General features: G+C 45.7%; 15 protein-coding genes and 1 pseudogene. 8 read left to right on the plus strand and 8 right to left on the minus strand.

Translation table 11 applies throughout. From position 1 onward, the window contains the following. Positions 1-35: 35 nt before the first annotated feature. Positions 36-206, minus strand: coding sequence for a hypothetical protein (locus AAFP11_RS26430; RefSeq protein ID WP_341739704.1), 171 nt, complete (start codon positions 204-206; stop codon positions 36-38). Positions 207-209: 3 nt separating this feature from the next. Further along, entirely contained in the window at positions 210-533 is a 324-nt protein-coding gene (locus tag AAFP11_RS26435; protein WP_341739705.1) for a hypothetical protein, read from the minus strand. Between AAFP11_RS26435 and AAFP11_RS26440 the strand changes: the two genes are divergently transcribed. The 3 genes from AAFP11_RS26440 to AAFP11_RS26450 all read left to right on the plus strand — a co-directional run bounded on the left by AAFP11_RS26440 (position 517) and on the right by AAFP11_RS26450 (position 2,791). Further along, the gene (locus AAFP11_RS26440; protein ID WP_341739706.1) at positions 517-771 is read left to right on the plus strand and encodes a hypothetical protein; all 255 of its coding nucleotides are present in this window, start codon (positions 517-519) and stop codon (positions 769-771) included. The genes AAFP11_RS26435 and AAFP11_RS26440 overlap by 17 nt on opposite strands. 77 nt (positions 772-848) lie before the next feature. Further along, positions 849-1,490, plus strand: a complete 642-nt coding sequence (locus tag AAFP11_RS26445; RefSeq protein ID WP_341739707.1) for a DUF4340 domain-containing protein — start codon at positions 849-851, stop codon at positions 1,488-1,490. A 170-nt stretch (positions 1,491-1,660) separates the two neighbouring features. Continuing rightward, positions 1,661-2,791: an ABC transporter ATP-binding protein gene (locus AAFP11_RS26450; RefSeq protein ID WP_341739708.1), complete on the plus strand. Its 1,131-nt coding sequence runs from the start codon at positions 1,661-1,663 to the stop codon at positions 2,789-2,791. A gap of 53 nt (positions 2,792-2,844) precedes the next feature. Here the strand turns inward: AAFP11_RS26450 and AAFP11_RS26455 are convergent, their stop codons facing one another. Then, the gene (locus tag AAFP11_RS26455; RefSeq protein WP_341739709.1) at positions 2,845-3,006 is read right to left on the minus strand and encodes a hypothetical protein; all 162 of its coding nucleotides are present in this window, start codon (positions 3,004-3,006) and stop codon (positions 2,845-2,847) included. A gap of 21 nt (positions 3,007-3,027) precedes the next feature. Here AAFP11_RS26455 and AAFP11_RS26460 point away from each other — a divergent pair, with 21 nt between their 5' ends. The 3 genes from AAFP11_RS26460 (at position 3,028) to AAFP11_RS26470 (ending at position 6,231) form a co-directional block, all read left to right on the plus strand. After that, positions 3,028-4,158 (plus strand): spermidine/putrescine ABC transporter substrate-binding protein, encoded by a 1,131-nt coding sequence (locus AAFP11_RS26460; RefSeq protein ID WP_341739710.1) that lies wholly within the window; start codon positions 3,028-3,030, stop codon positions 4,156-4,158. Positions 4,159-4,343: 185 nt separating this feature from the next. Further along, positions 4,344-5,255, plus strand: a complete 912-nt coding sequence (locus AAFP11_RS26465) for an ABC transporter permease (protein ID WP_341739711.1) — start codon at positions 4,344-4,346, stop codon at positions 5,253-5,255. Between the two features lie 127 nt (positions 5,256-5,382). After that, the gene (locus tag AAFP11_RS26470; protein ID WP_341739712.1) at positions 5,383-6,231 is read left to right on the plus strand and encodes an ABC transporter permease; all 849 of its coding nucleotides are present in this window, start codon (positions 5,383-5,385) and stop codon (positions 6,229-6,231) included. A 286-nt stretch (positions 6,232-6,517) separates the two neighbouring features. Here the strand turns inward: AAFP11_RS26470 and AAFP11_RS26475 are convergent, their stop codons facing one another. Next, positions 6,518-7,333, minus strand: coding sequence for a fatty acid desaturase (locus AAFP11_RS26475; RefSeq protein ID WP_341739713.1), 816 nt, complete (start codon positions 7,331-7,333; stop codon positions 6,518-6,520). Positions 7,334-7,552: 219 nt separating this feature from the next. Beyond that, positions 7,553-8,374: an acyl-CoA desaturase gene (locus AAFP11_RS26480; protein ID WP_341739714.1), complete on the minus strand. Its 822-nt coding sequence runs from the start codon at positions 8,372-8,374 to the stop codon at positions 7,553-7,555. Between the two features lie 80 nt (positions 8,375-8,454). Between AAFP11_RS26480 and AAFP11_RS26485 the strand changes: the two genes are divergently transcribed. Then, complete coding sequence (locus AAFP11_RS26485; protein ID WP_341739715.1) at positions 8,455-9,714, plus strand: aminotransferase class I/II-fold pyridoxal phosphate-dependent enzyme; 1,260 nt, start codon at positions 8,455-8,457, stop codon at positions 9,712-9,714. 338 nt (positions 9,715-10,052) lie between these two features. Here AAFP11_RS26485 and AAFP11_RS26490 read toward each other — a convergent pair whose 3' ends face one another. From AAFP11_RS26490 to AAFP11_RS26500, 3 genes are all read right to left on the minus strand, one after another. Further along, positions 10,053-10,649, minus strand: coding sequence for an IS607 family transposase (locus AAFP11_RS26490; protein WP_341739716.1), 597 nt, complete (start codon positions 10,647-10,649; stop codon positions 10,053-10,055). A gap of 97 nt (positions 10,650-10,746) precedes the next feature. Continuing rightward, a complete protein-coding gene (locus tag AAFP11_RS26495) occupies positions 10,747-14,247 on the minus strand; it encodes a response regulator (RefSeq protein ID WP_341739717.1) in 3,501 nt (1,166 codons plus the stop codon). Between the two features lie 755 nt (positions 14,248-15,002). Next, complete coding sequence (locus AAFP11_RS26500; protein ID WP_341734995.1) at positions 15,003-15,224, minus strand: hypothetical protein; 222 nt, start codon at positions 15,222-15,224, stop codon at positions 15,003-15,005. A gap of 291 nt (positions 15,225-15,515) precedes the next feature. Between AAFP11_RS26500 and AAFP11_RS26505 the strand changes: the two are divergent. Further along, positions 15,516-15,754, plus strand: a pseudogene (locus AAFP11_RS26505) (GNAT family N-acetyltransferase); the annotation flags it as partial.

Here is a 15,754-nt window from a genome sequence, read left to right on the forward strand (position 1 = left end):
CGCTGCTGTCACATCGCCATCAACCGCTGGCAAACCTACCCCAACAAGCAAGTGGCCATCCCGGAATTCCCAACCACATCCCCATCTCCAACCACATCCCCATCTCCCACCACATCCCCATCCCCAACCACATCCCCATCTCCCACCACATCCCCATCCCCAACCACATCCCCAACCACATCTGCATCTCCGACTGCTTCCCCCATTAGCTATTCGGTGATTGTGTCCCAAGAAGCTACACCTCCTGTAATACCACCAACTTCGCCCACACCCACAGCATCTCCCACAGCATCTCCCACAGCATCTCCCACAACATCTCCCACAGCATCTCCCACAACATCTCCCACAACATCTCCCACAACATCTCCCACAACATCTCCCACAGCATCTCCCACAACATCTCCCACAACATCTCCCACAGCATCTCCCACAGCATCTCCCATAGCATCTCCCACAACATCTCCCAGTCCCAATTCAACTCCTTCTGCGCCTTCAACTCCCAGAAAAACCTCGCGCATGGTAGTAATTGGCACATCTCAATTTGTGACCAATGGCTGGTTTGACCAACAACTAAATAGCGACGTGTTTCTTAACTCTGTCAGTTGGTTGAGTAAACCAGACCAGCAAAGCTTTTCTATTAGTCCCAAAAAAGCTACTAACCGTCGTATCAACATGACTGTCATCCAAATAGGCATTTTGGTTTTAGCTTGGCTAATTTGGCCTTTACTCGGACTGGGAATTGGGACCGCTATTTGGTGGAAGAGAAGATAAATCAGTTGACTGTTGTCAGTTGTTACTACTAACAGCCTCCAAAATTCCCAATTCCCCATTCCCAATTCCCAGTGACTATGAAATTGCAGAAGAATACATTAGTATTGATAGCGGTCGCACTGAGCTTAACAGGCTTGGTTTTGTTGTTCGAGATACAAGTAGCTCCCAAGCAAGAGGCTGCTAAGGATGAAAAACAGAGAATTTTTGCTTTTAAGTCCGATCGCATACAATTCTTTACAATAAAAACCGCCGAAAACATATTGACTTTTGAGCGAGTTTATGCAGTAAAAGGAGGTAAATCAAGTTGGGAAATGAAAGTGCCCATGCAAGCACACGCCAATCAGGCATCAGTAGATTTTTTGTTAGACAGGTTGGGGACAGGAAAGAGCGATCGTACAATTAGTATCACCCCCGCTCAACTGCCAGAATTCGGCCTCGATCAACCCCAAGCTACAGTCACAGTAAAACTAGATAACCAGGAAACTCACCGCCTAGTTTTAGGGAAAACAGACTTTAGTGGCCGATTCTTATATGCTCAAGCCAACCCGACCGAATCCCCATCTCAGAATTTGCCCGTAATTCTAGTACCTTTCGACTTTAAAAATGCCACTGTGCGACCTTTGTCAGAATGGAAAAAAACACCAGAACCCAAAACAGACAAACAGCCAAAACCTAATGTAAGTCCGAGTCCAGACAACAAAGACATCGAGCCCAAATAAGACTAATTATAGTCCTGGACGCAGAAATCGGTTTTTTTTACCAAAAAACTGCTTTTGAGCCTTTAACATCCCAAAAGCGAGTAAATCAAGCATTCCTCGCCTAAAATACAAAAAAGTTTAAGTTTAAACTGTATTAAGATAGCGTGCATTACCCCCAGGAACGGGCGAATATGTTTCAAACAGCACTCAACCAAGGTACGACAGCAACGGATACAGCGCTTGACGTTGAACTCCGCAAGGTCTTTAAGGTATTCAATGGCGAAACCGCAGTCCGCGGGGTTGACCTAGAAATCCATCAAGGAGAATTTTTTAGCATTCTCGGACCCAGTGGCTGCGGCAAGACTACCACGCTGCGGTTAATCGCTGGCTTCGAGACTCCCTCGGCGGGCGAATTGATGATTCGTGGTCAGTCCATGACCAACACTCCAGCCTACCGCCGTCCGGTCAATACTGTGTTTCAAAGCTATGCTTTGTTTGGTCACATGAATGTTTGGGACAACATCGCTTTTGGATTGCGGATTAAAAAACTGGGGAAAGCGGAAATTGAAGAACGGGTACGGGAAGCTTTGCAATTGGTGAAAATGGAATCCTTCGCCAATCGCTTTCCCGGCCAAATGTCCGGCGGTCAGCAGCAGCGGGTGGCTTTGGCCAGAGCTCTGGTGAATCGACCAGCGGTACTGCTGCTAGATGAACCCCTCGGTGCTCTGGATTTGAAGTTGCGCAAGCAGATGCAGTTGGAACTCTCCAACTTGCATCAAGAATTGGGGCTGACTTTTGTGATGGTGACTCACGACCAAGAAGAAGCCATGAGTCTTTCTGACCGCATTGCAGTGATGAATGAGGGCCGAATAGAACAAATTGGATCTCCTGAAGAAATTTATGAGTGTCCGCAGACGGCTTTTGTGGCAGATTTTATTGGCGATACCAATTTGTTTGCTGGTAAAGTAGAGTCGATCGACCGATCGACTCTCACAGTTCGCACGGAGGCCGGACTCAAAATAGTCGTCCAGCAATCCGATATGTGGAGTGGAGGAACAGACGACTCTGTAGTAGTCAGTGTCCGGCCCGAAAAAGTATATTTGAATCTTTACCAGCCGGAAGTCTCGGTCAACTGTTTTGAAGGCAGACTCAAAAATATCATGTACATGGGAACCCACGTTCATTACGTGGTTGAGTTGACCACAGGCGATAAAATGACGGTGCGGCAACCGAATACCGGTGGCTCTTTCCCAGACCCGCACACGCCGATTTACGCTTATTGGGGAACTACTGATTGTCTCGCTTTAAGCGATAGGAAATAATTAGTCAGTTGCCAGTTGTGAGTTGTTAGTTGTGAGTTGTTAGTTGTGAGTTTTTAGTTGTCAGTTGTTAGTTCCCATAACAACAAGTAACTAATCACAAATAACCCTTCGACTTCGCTCAGGGCGACGCCAATCACAAACAACCCTTCGACTTCGCTCAGGGCGACGCCAATCACAAATAACCCTTCGACTTCGCTCAGGGCGACGCCAATCACAAATAACCAATCTTTGAATCTGTGCCTCCCACTAATCTACCAATTTCCCAGATTTCCAGGGCTAATTCTACACGCCGTCAGTTCCTAAAAAATTCGGCGGCGACAATCTCCGGCTTAGCCCTTTCTAGTTGCGGCTGGCGGCTTGCAGATGTACAATCGGCCCCTCCAGTCAAAGGTAATGCTGACCAACTTTTCATCTATACTTGGGCAGGCTATACAGATAAGGCTTTGCTCGATCGCTTTGCCGAAAAAACAGGCATCCGCGTGATTGCAGATGTATTCGACTCCAATGAGGCGATGCTGGCTAGAGTTCAAGCCGGTGGTGGTCGCGCCTACAGCATCATTTACCCCTCTGACTACATGGTGATTCAGATGAAGGAACTGGGGCTGTTGAGCCAATTAGACCACTCCATTTTGGGAGGGATCGATCGCCTCAAAAAACAATTCCAAAACCCTGTATATGACCCAGGAAACCGCTACAGCGTACCTTTGAGTTGGGGAACCACAGGGTTAATTTACAACAGCGAACAACTCAAAGAAGCTCCGACAGATTGGGACTATTTGTGGAAACACAAACAGGAGTTGACAAGGCGAATGACTCTGGCCAATGATGTTCGAGAAGTCATGGGTGCTGCGTTGCGAATGCAGGGTTTTTCTCTCAATTCTACTAACCCAGAGGAAGTCAAAAAAGCTTATGAGAAGTTGGTAGAATTAAAACCCGCGATCGCCTCTTTTACCACAGACGCATGGCGTCCACAAATGCTGACAGGAGATTTAAAAGTAGCTATGTGCTATTCTTCTGATGCTAATGAAGTAATTCCCGATAACGATAAATTGCGCTATGTTGTGCCAAAAAGCGGTTCTTCTCTGTGGACTGACACCTTAGTAATACCTAAAGGAGCTCCCAATCCTGAAGCGGCTTATAAGTGGATTAACTTTATGTTACAAGCGGATGTCGCTGCTTCTTTAGTAGAACGACTTAGTTTTTCAACTCCTTCGGAAGATGCTTTTAGTTTGCTGACACCGGAAGTGCGGGCAAATGAGATTCTTTTCCCTTCCGAGGCTACTTTAAAAAATTGTGAAGGTGTTGCTCCGGTAGGAAAATTTATAGATGTGTACGATCGCTATTGGACTAAATTAACCAGCGGTTAATCTGAGTTTTTGCCCAAAATTTCATGTACATTTTTTTGCGATAAATTTCATGTACATTTCGATTTACCCTAGGGTGGGGGCGGGTTTATGAGATTGTTTATTTTAGGCGATTATTGTTGGTGAACCCGCCCCTACCAATCAACAATCAACAATTAAAACTCAAAACTGAAAACTATTTATTATTTATGACTGTTTCCACCAAAGCTCCCCCTCCGATTCCTCCCAATTCTCCCTCGAAAGCCGAAACTGTTTCTCCTTGGTCATCCTGGGTTGGGCCGCTGGCATTGCTTGGCCCTTCTGGCGTGTGGCTGGCTCTATTATTAGTAGTACCAACTATAGTCATTTTCCAACTGAGTTTGGTGCCGAATATTAAGCCTGGAGATTTGGTGATTCCTTCGGGAATTGGCAATTATCTGCGAGTGTTTGAGCCTTTGAATTTGCAGGTGATTGGGCGATCGGTCTTTTTTGCAACGGGAACCACTATACTCTGTTTGGTGCTGGGATTCCCCGTGGCTTACTGGATAGCCCTGAATGTCTCGCCCAAGTGGCGGAATTTAACTTTGTTGGGATTTGTGTTGCCGCTGTGGACTTCTTCGCTTTTGCGATCGTATGCGTGGATTACAATTCTACGTCCTACGGGGGTTCTCAACTCCGTATTGGCACTTGTGGGCATTCCCCCGCTGGAATTACTCAATCAAAGTTCAGCGGTCTTAATTGGCATGGCTTACAGTTATTTGCCTTATATCGTGACAATTCTCTACGCTTCTTTAGAAAAATTAGACCGCAGATTGCTAGAAGCATCTCAGGATTTGGGGGCGAATCCGGTGGAAACTTTTTGGCAAGTGACAGTACCCCAGACTATGCCGGGAATTGCAGCGGGTTCTTTGCTAGTATTTATTAGCTGTTTGGGCGATTTTGTCGATCCTGAGTTGCTGGGCGGTGCTTCGAGTATGACGGCGGCCCGTTTGATTTACAATCAATTTTTGGGGGCGACTCAAAATTGGGGGCTGGGATCGGCTCTGAGTATGGTATTAATTTTTGCAGTGAGTATTGGAATTGCCCTTTTGCTCAAATATGGCGATCGCAATGCAGTTTAAAGAAGTCATTAGTCAGTAGTCATTGGTCATTAGTTATTGGTTATTAATTATTGGTAGCTAGTGACAAACAACAAATAACCAATAACCGATTACCAATTACCAATTACCAATAACCAATTACCAAGATATGGAAAATATTACCGACAATCCACAGGAGGAAATACCCACCGATATGTTGTACTTAAAACCTAAATTTAAGATTTCTTGGCAGGTTGTCTTTGCCGTTTTGATGTTTTTTTATATGTACCTGCCCATCTTGGTACTCACATTTTACAGCTTTAATAAATCGCGTTTTAGCGCTGGTTGGGAAGGATTTACATTAGATTGGTATGTTAAATTATTTAGCGATACCCGCATTTTGGTGGCCCTGAGAAATAGTTTAACAGTGGCTGTTTGTGCAGTTGCCATCTCCGCTGTACTCGGTACATTGATGGCAGTGGGTTTGTCCCGCTACCGCTTTCCAGGCAAGAATTTATATCAAGGAGTTGCCTACTTGCCGATTATTATTCCCGATATTGCCAGTGCTGTGGCGACTCTAGTATTTTTAGCAGCCCTGGCTATTCCTCTGAGTTTGTGGACAATTGTAGCTGCTCACATAGTCTTTTGTTTAGCTTATATTGCCCTAGCTGTTTCTACTAGATTAGCCGACCTCAACCCCTCTTTAGAAGAAGCTGCCTTGGATTTGGGAGCGACACCAGTTGAGGCTTTTGTTAAAGTTTTGTTGCCTCAATTATTACCAGGCATTATTTCGGGTTGTCTGCTGTCTTTTGTTCTCAGTATGGACGATTTTTTGATTGCGAGTTTTACCGCAGGTAGCGGGACTACAACTTTACCGATGGAAATTTTTAGCCGGATTCGGACTGGGGTGAAACCTGATATTAATGCTCTGAGCGTGCTGTTAATGGTAGGTTCGGGAGGATTGGCGTTTGCAGCGGAGTATTTGCGCGGCCGGGGCGACCAAAAACGGGCTCATTAGTGAATTGGTAGTTGGGCAGTTGGCAGTCAACAATGCCCATTGGTGTCAACTTAAGCCTGAAAGCCCGCCAAATCCGTTAGTCATCCCCAAAGTCCGCCAGGGGTTGAAACCCCTGTCTAATAGCTAAAGTCCTCTCAAGAGGACTGAAGAAATCATGAGTCCTCTTCAGAGGACTTTCGCTTTGTGAGGCTCGGTTTTAACCCTTGCCGGACTATTGGTTGTACCTTAAGTTGACACCAATGCCCAATGCCCAATGCCCAATGCCCAATGCCCAATTACCAAATTACTATTTTGCTGGTAATTTCACCTTACTTGCCAAACCGAGTGCTTCCAGCACTTGAATTGTCATCCAAGTAAAGTCTATTTCCCACCATTCCATCCCGTGACGGGCCGAGTATTGATAAGCGTGGTGATTGTTGTGCCAGCCTTCGCCGTAAGTCAAAACCGCAACCCACCAACAGTTAGTAGAACTATCCTTTGTTTCATAGGTGCGGTAGCCGAATTTGTGAGTGGCGCTATTCACAAACCATGTGCAGTGATACACGAAAACTAAGCGTACAAATATTACCCAAACTACAAAAGACCAGCCTGCTGCTAAGTAAAGCAAGACTCCAAAGGCGATTTGAATTGGCAGAAAGTAATTTTGCAAAAATTGATAAAATGGGTCGCTAGCAATGTCTTTTGTGCAGCGGGGAATTTCATCGTGAGCTGGCCCTTTATAGAACATCCAACCTATGTGACTCCACCAAAAACCTTGCTGGGCATTGTGAGGGTCGATATCATTTTGGTCGGAGTGAGTGTGGTGTAAGCGGTGCAGCCCAACCCAATGAATTATTCCTCCTTGGCAAGCGAGAGCTCCGCAAAAAGCTAGAAAGTATTCTACAATTTTTGGGGTCTGAAAGCTACGGTGGGTAAGCAGGCGATGCCATCCGAGGGTTATTCCCAAACCGCCGGTGATCCAGTGCATAAATACTGTTAAACCAACGGCTGTCCAGTTGAAGTTACTCGGAAGTAGGGCGAACAGAGCGCCGATGTGAACTCCGGCTAAAGCAATAATGTGTGTCCAGTTGTATTGGAGTTTGTCTTGTGTTGCAATTGTCATTCGGTTTAGATTGAGGTTTTAAATTGACTAAAATTCATATTTTTTTTGCTTCAATATCTATGATAGTACATTCTGCTCTTTATTGGTGGGAGCAGGCTGCGGATTTCTGTTTGATTTTCTTCAGGTTAACTGATATTGAAGCAATTTGATTATCAAAAATTGATTATTAGCCTTTAGTATGAGACTAATGGCTAATAATGTGTTAATTGCGATCGCAAGTTACTTTTCTGCGATATCTGCTAATTTGACTTTGGTTGCCAAACCCAGTATTTGCAGCAGTTGAATTGTCATCCAGGTTATGTCTATTTCCCACCATTGAAGACCGTGGCGAGCCGAGTATTGAAAGGCGTGGTGGTTATTGTGCCAGCCTTCGCCATAAGTCAGGACGGCCACCCACCAGCAGTTGGTGGAGCGATCGCCAGACTCGTAGGTGCGATACCCAAATTTGTGGGTAGCACTGTTCACCAGCCAAGTGCAGTGGAATACCACTACAATCCGCATAAACACGCCCCAAACCACGAAGGACCAGCCGCCTAATAAATAGAGCAAGACACCGAAGACTACTTGGATGGGGATAAAATATGCTTGGAGAAACTTGTATACTGGGTCGTCGCCAATGTCTTTTGTAAAGCGCGGGATTTCAACTCTGATGGGCAGATCCGAGAGCATCCAGCCCATGTGGCTCCACCAGAAGCCTTGATTGGAGTCGTGGGGATCTGTTTCAGTGTCAGAATGTATGTGGTGTAACCGGTGCATTCCTACCCAGTCGATGGGGCCCCCTTCGCAGGAAAGAGTACCGCAAATTACTAGGAAATATTCTAGCCATTTGGGTGTTTGAAAACTGCGGTGAGTAACCAGACGGTGGAATCCGAGAGTAATTCCTAAACCACCTGTTACCCAATGGAGGAATACTGCTAGCCCGATCGCAGACCAGCTAAAATTACTCGGCAGCAAAGCAAATAAAGCGCCGATGTGTAAAAAGGCCATAAAGCCTATGACAGGCCAATCAGGAGAAGTTTTTTTGGAAGTTGCAATCGTCATGAAGATATTATGTTTACAAACTAAGGGCCGCATCTACGCGATAACGAGCTGCGCGCACACAAATGGTGAGCGAGGTATAGATGAATAGCGTTTCACGGCTACAGGAAGCAGAACAGGCACTCCTTCAGATTTTTTCTGGTATTGACGCGACAGTCAAGCAAAATCTTCAACGAGTCTTAAAAGCTTTTCGGGGCCACCGGGTTGGAGTCCACCATTTTGCAGGAGTTACGGGTTACGGTCACGACGATTTGGGTCGGGAAACGTTGGACGGCGTGTTTGCCGAAGTAGTTGGTGCAGAAGCGGCGGCGGTGCGGGTACAGTTTGTTTCGGGTACTCACGCGATCGCCTGTGCTCTGTTTGGCATCCTGCGTCCTGGTGACGAAATGTTGGCAGTGGCTGGGTCTCCCTACGATACTTTAGAAGAAGTCATCGGCCTGCGGGGGCAAGGTCAAGGTTCACTGATTGAGTTTGGCATCCTTTACCGTGAGTTGCCTCTAACTCGCGAAGGAAGTGTGGATTGGCAGGCACTGAGCTGTGCTATTTCAGCAAAAACTCGCCTGGTTTTTATCCAGCGCTCTTGCGGTTATTCTTGGCGGTCTAGTCTGTCTATTTCTGAGATTCAAAAAATCGTCGCCATAGTCAAACATCAGAATCCTAACACAATTTGCTTTGTTGATAATTGTTACGGAGAATTTGTTGAGGATTGTGAACCGACTGCTGTTGGTGCGGATCTGATGGCTGGTTCTTTGATTAAAAATCCGGGGGGTACGATCGTCCCTGCGGGGGGTTACGTGGCGGGGAGGGCAGATTTAGTGGAGGCTGCAACTTGTCGCTTGACGGCCCCTGGAATTGGCAGTAGTGGCGGTGCAACTTTTGATTTAAATCGCTTGCTGTTTCAGGGTTTGTTTTTAGCGCCTGGGTTTGTGGGCGAGGCGATCAAGGGAAATCATTTGACAGCTTATGTTTTTTATAAGTTGGGTTATCGGGTGAATCCGATTCCTTTGGCGAGAAGACGGGATGTGATTCAGGCGATCGAATTTGGTTGTGCTGATAAGTTAATTGCTTTTTGTCGGGCTGTTCAACAAAATTCCCCCGTTGGTTCCTATTTAGATCCGGTGCCTGCTCCCATGCACGGCTATGAAAGTAAGTTGGTGATGGCTGGGGGTACTTTTATTGATGGGAGTACGTCGGAGTTTTCGGCTGATGGGCCACTGCGGGAACCCTATATAGCTTTTTGTCAAGGGGGGACTCATTGGACTCATGTGTCGATCGCTCTTGAGGCTGCGATCGATGCTGTCGGGCCTGCCTCCGATCCTATCTCCCATAAATACGGCTTGTGAACGAACCTGACGGTCAGCGGAGTACCGCTAGACCGCAGGCTTCTATTTCCCTTTGTGCAAGGGCTTTTTTGAGTGACGGAGTTCCCCCGCCACTTTCATGACTCAGGCCAATCTTTTTGATAAGTTTAGCCGAGTTTTCGTCTCGATCTAAAGACTCTCCGCACCGACAAGAATGCCACCTATCAACAGCACCTTTAGCCGATGAGATTACACCATTAGCATGACGTTTATTAATACCGTAAGTTTTTTGTAGGTGCGTGTTACCGTATGACTTGTTAAACTCTTATCCTGACAGCATAAAGTTGACTCTTACAATCTTACTTTATTTTTACATTCCATCACAATTGCGTAGCTTCTGCAAGCTTTTCTAACAGTTTTTTATTCTTATTTGAGCCAGAGCCGTAGAGTCTGGCAGAAAACACTGTGATAATTTCCAGAACATCCGATGCCAAATCCTCTTCAAAGGTTGCATCCTCTTTTTTGTTTAGTATGATTACCTCAATATCGTGGTACTCACAGACAGCAAAAATAAGTTCAGACCCGAACCGAAGTAACCGATCTTTGTGGGTGATTACAAGACGCGCTACATCACCATCTAAAATAGCTGTGAGTAGTTTATTTAAACCTTTTTTGCGATAATTCATACCACCGCCTAAGTCTCTAATCACCTCGTAATTCCAACCATTAGATTGACAGTAACCAGACAATACCGCGTCTTGTCTATCAAGAGCGTCTTTCTGATCTTGGGATGAAACACGGGCGTAAGCAAGAGTTTTACCTAGCTTTTGCTCTACAAAGTCAGCTAACCTGTACCGCCTGTGTCCGCCACTGGTTCTAACTGATTTAATTTTTCCTTCGCTTTCCCAACGCCTGATGGTATCTACACTTACGGCTTTGAGTTCCGCTAGTTCGCCTATACTAATTAGTCTGTCCACTGCTAACCCTTGAATTACCTGTTTAAAATATAGGTAAATATAGATATTTTGTCAACTGCCGTTAACCCATCGGAAATTATTTGGGTTGCGGCCCAACTCAATCACACTTGAGTACAAAAGTCAACACTGTTTCATCAATTCCCTTCAATTGCAGTGGCTTATATTTAATAATTCTCTCCTCATCAACATAATCGGCCACCGCTGCGGAAATTAACACACTATTGGGTTCGGCCGCTTCTTGCAGTCGAGCGGCAATATTCACACTCGGTCCGATCGCAGTATAGTCCGATCGCTCCTCGCAGCCAAACATCCCCACCACCGCAGTACCCTGATGAATTCCACAGCGAAAACGCACAGGTGGCACGCCATTCTCCCCAACAATACCCTGTTCAATCCAACTTTGGTTAAGCTCATTCAGAGCTCGCAACATTTTCCTTGCAGCCTCCACAGCACGCCGCACTTGTTCATTGGGGTTGAGTTCTTCCGGCGCTCCAAATATTGCCATTACCGCATCTCCCACAAACTTATCTACCGTACCACCACTATCAAAAATCGCTTTAGTCATGGCGGCTAAATATTGATTCAACAACTCGGCTACTCGGCGCGATCGCAATGTATTGGAGAGGGCAGTAAAACCCACAATATCGCTAAATAAAATCGTAATCAATCGCGGTTCCGGGCGCAAATTCAGCGCCAAATCTCCCGCCGCCGCCGCTTTCACCATTGCCGGCGGCAAAAATCGGCGCAGTACCGACTCAGTTAAATAAGTATTCAACTGCTGGACACGGCGCTCGTTCTCCTTGAGAGCCAGCAAATTTCGGACTTCTGCCAATAATTCTCTGTCGTTAAAAGGCTTGGACAAATAAGCATCAGCTCCCCGTTCTACTCCTTCAATTCGAGTGTCTTCATCGGCTTTAGCTGTGAGTAAAATAGCAGGAGTGCCTTTTAAATCTCGATCTTCTCTAATCATCCGAATCAAATCTAATCCCGACACTAAGGGCATCATCAAATCTGTAACAATCAAATCAGGGCGACGTTTTTTCGCTACTGCAAATCCCTCCTCACCGTTACGGGCAAGCAAAACCGAAAAGCCTGAATCTCGCAAAATTCCCGATACATAAAATCGTAAATCAGGATTATCATCAACTACCAAAACTGTGCCAACTGCTGTTTCTGAGCTTACGGATTGGAGGGTTTCCAAATTCTCGTTGGTGATTTCAGCATCAGACAAATCACCTTCTACATCTGCCAATTCCACCATTGCTTTTGATGAGTGAAATTCTGTTGGTATTTCCAGCACTTGTTCTAGAGGCAAATGGGTGGAGCCGAAGTGGAGCCAAACTGTAAAAGTAGAGCCTTCACCGTAAACAGATTCTACGGAGATTTGACCACCGTGCATTTCCACTAATTCTTTGACCAATGCCAAGCCTAAGCCACTTCCTTCGTAGGAACGGCTGGCGGAACCTTCGGCCTGACGAAAACGCTCGAATAAATAGGGAATTTGTTCGGTGCGGATGCCGATCCCGGTATCTTTTACTTGCAGCAAACAGTGAGAACCTGCCGATGCAACTGTCAGGGTTATATTTCCACCTTCGGGGGTAAATTTGACAGCATTTGATAGTAGGTTATAAATAACTTTATCAAATCTTTCAATATCTAAATAGAGCAACGGACACTCTTGCAATTGAGTAATTAAGTTGATGTTTTTTTTCTCGCAATAGGGGCGAAATGATTCGGCCGTAGAGTAACAGAAACCTACTAAGTCGCAGGGGCGAAAACTCGGCTGCATTCGTCCAGCATCCAGTCGCTGCAAATCTAGTAGTTGATTTACTAAGCGCAACAGGCGACGGGAATTGCGAAGTGCAATGGCTGCTTGTTCGTAGGGTAAGTCTTCTTGGCGACTGCAAACTGATTCCAGGGGACCAATGGTGAGGGTTAGAGGTGTACGGAATTCGTGAGAGATATTTTGGAAAAACTCGGTTTTGAGTCGATCGGCTTCCAGGAGACGTTCGGCTTGCTGTCTGGTAGTTTGGTAGAGGCGGGACTGCTGTACGGCTAGAGCGGCTTGAGTTGCTACTATTTGAGCCAGGTCAATGTCTGAGGCTAGCCAGCGCCTGGTGTTGTTGTTTTGTCGTAGGGAGATGCTGCCGATGATTTTACCATCGGAAAGCAAGGGGACTACCAGAAGGGCGCGGGCTGGCGATCGCAGTTGTAGTTCTGTAACATTCATGTCAGGACGTTCGTTGAGATCTGAAATCGCCACCGGTTCTTTCGAGATCATAATGTTTTGCAAAACCGGATTCCCTCGAATCGGCACTAAAGACTGGGGTAGCGAAGATTGGGGAAATATCCAGGCGCGGCCTCTATCCCTAATCATGTCGTTGGCGAGTAAATTAGGAGCGATAAAGTCCTCTTCGGCGGCTACAAAATTCCGATTTGAGTCATAAAGTCCCACGCATTGAACGTATTCATCGTCTTCTGTCCACAGGGATAGCACGCAGCCGTCTACTTGCAGAGCTTGCCCTAGTTGTTGGGTAATGGCTGAAAAAATGTTTTGGGGGTCTAGGCTCGATCGAATTGCCGTGGTAATAGTATTGACTAGGGCTTCGCGTTTTGCCAGCGCCCGCACTTGTTCGTAAGCACGGGCTTGAGAAAGGGCCAAGGCTGCTTGGTCTGCTACTGTATTGACTAAGTTGATCTCGTGTTCTTCCCACGGGCGGGGGTGCTCGAAGGAGTGCAGCGCTAAAACTGCCATGAGTTCATTTTGGTAGAACAGAGGTACGATTAAGCTCGATCGGATGTTGGCTGCTAGGTAAGCAAGTCGTCGCTGGTCATTTCCTGTGTGTAAAATGCGATCGTCTGTTTGAGCATCTTGAATCACCTCTACTTGGGTAGTTTCCCACACCAACAGCGGTAGTAAATCTACAGAAAGTCTAGCATCCGGGGCATCTAGGGGTATGGCGACAGCCTCCGATGATGGCAAATCTGGAGTTTCCTGGTGTGGATAAACGAACCATTCATCAGCCACTCTACCGTCTTGGAAGGGACGTAACAAGCAGCAACTCACCTGAAACATTTCCCCTACGGTTTCCACAATTCTTTGCAGCATTTGCTGGTAATTGAGGGCCGATCGGATACTATTGGTAACAGCATAAAGCAGTGATTCTTGCTGTAGCGCCCGTCGCAGTTCATTAGTGCGATTTTTCAGGACATGGTGAGTATCCACAGCTTGACTGACCAAAACCTTGAGGTCATCGGAATCCCAAGGCTTAGTAACGTATTTGAATACTTTGCCCGCATTAATAGCTTCAACTAAATCTTCAACATCGGTATAGCCAGTTAAAATAATTCTGATCACGTCGGGATACTCGACAGCAGTCAAGCGGAGAAACTCAGTCCCGCTCATTTTTGGCATCCGCTGATCCGAGATAATCACGGCAACTTCTTTCTCTCTTCTCAAGATTTCGAGGGCATCAGGACCTGATTTGGCGCTCAGCACTTTATAATCGCGATAGAAGGTGCGGTACAGCAACTCAATATTGTCTGGTTCGTCATCAACGATCAGAATTTTGACCTTAGAACTTGCTAGGGAATTCATTTGTCTTCCCCCTGATTGCTCAACCACATAGCTTTGCTGTGCTTGGTCGTGGGAGTCATAGGGAGGCAGGATCTCTGCAACATAGCTATAGCCGTCCTTTTGTGAATGTGTTTCCAGTATTTGCGATTAATTATTTGCACCAGTCCCGTTTTAGTTAAGATTTTTAAAACTCACCACAGCCGCCAATGGCAGAAACCCCACTTTTTTGGTAGATATCTCGTTGAGAAACTTTGATTTTTCAGAGAAACCCGGTCGATCGCCGTAAGTCCAGTGCCTATTTTTGCCACTATTGACGCCTTATTTTACGATATAGACTCTTTGAAATCCGCAATTGAGCGCAGAGTCAGAACTTTAGGGAGGAGGAAATCCCACTCGATCCAACCCAAATGCCTTGAACCCTTCTCGAAACACCCTCACCCAGTTAACTATGTAACTTATTTAACCTGCCCTTAATTTTCATGATGAATTTACTCTGTCAACATCGGCTAATTAGCTCGATCGGGCTTTTGAATTTATCGATCGCCTTCTGCATACTATCGAATTATTTGGTCATACCGCCCACAGACGGAATTATTGGGTCATACCCCAGAGACTTTTTCCAAAACGTCAGAGTGTAAATGGGACTTTTGGCAGAAAACCCCCTACTCTTAAAGACAAGGTTGCTTTCATCGGATACACGAGTGCCTGTGGCCAGAAGCCCTTGAAACTCGATCGGCTCGCCATAGCCATAAGATCCACGAGCCTCATACCCTGATTCATTCTGGCTTATCCTTGAGTTTTTCAATTACGGCTTGACGAATAAATTCAATTCTATCGGGTATTTCTGCCAGCATAGAGTGATAGGGTTCCGGGAACCTGACATTAAAACCTTTTTGATTGTTTTTAATACCCTTCCCAATACCTACAAATCTAGTATTAGGGGATGGGTTATTGTTGGCCATGATTTTTCTCAATCCCTTGACATTTCCAGTGTACATTAGATAATATTGCAAAGTCAAGACTAAAGAAGGTGGTGGTTTAATCGGGTCAATCAACTATGTGTATAAGTTATACCCCTAATATTACAGAAAACCCACCCCGATCGGCTGGAAATGAATTGGTTGCCCAAATCCGACCCGCCCTCATTTAGAATTAGCTGATAATTATTGAATGTTCCTGTGAATTTATAATTGATTTAGAGGGTTATGAATCACAATAAAATCACCATTAAGAAAATGGTTCTGTGTATAAATAACCATCCTAGAAAATTAATATAGTGGCTGATAATTGTGAATTATTCATTTTTTTCCTCACCAACACGCGGTAAACAAAACCCCGAAAATTGTGGCTTTTTAGTTCGGATGGCTGGAGCCAATGACCTGATGCAGCTAGCAGATATTTTGGCTTCGAGCTTTCATTCCCGCGAGGGGGTAGTACACTGGGTCTATCCAGTATTACGCTTAGGTATTTACGAAGATTTAAAAAATCGACTGCGTTCTAAAACTGAACATTACATTTGTCTGGTTGC

The sequence above is a fragment of the Microcoleus sp. CAWBG640 genome (assembly GCF_020883015.1).
In the GTDB taxonomy this organism is placed as follows: Bacteria; Cyanobacteriota; Cyanobacteriia; order Cyanobacteriales; family Microcoleaceae; genus Microcoleus; species Microcoleus anatoxicus.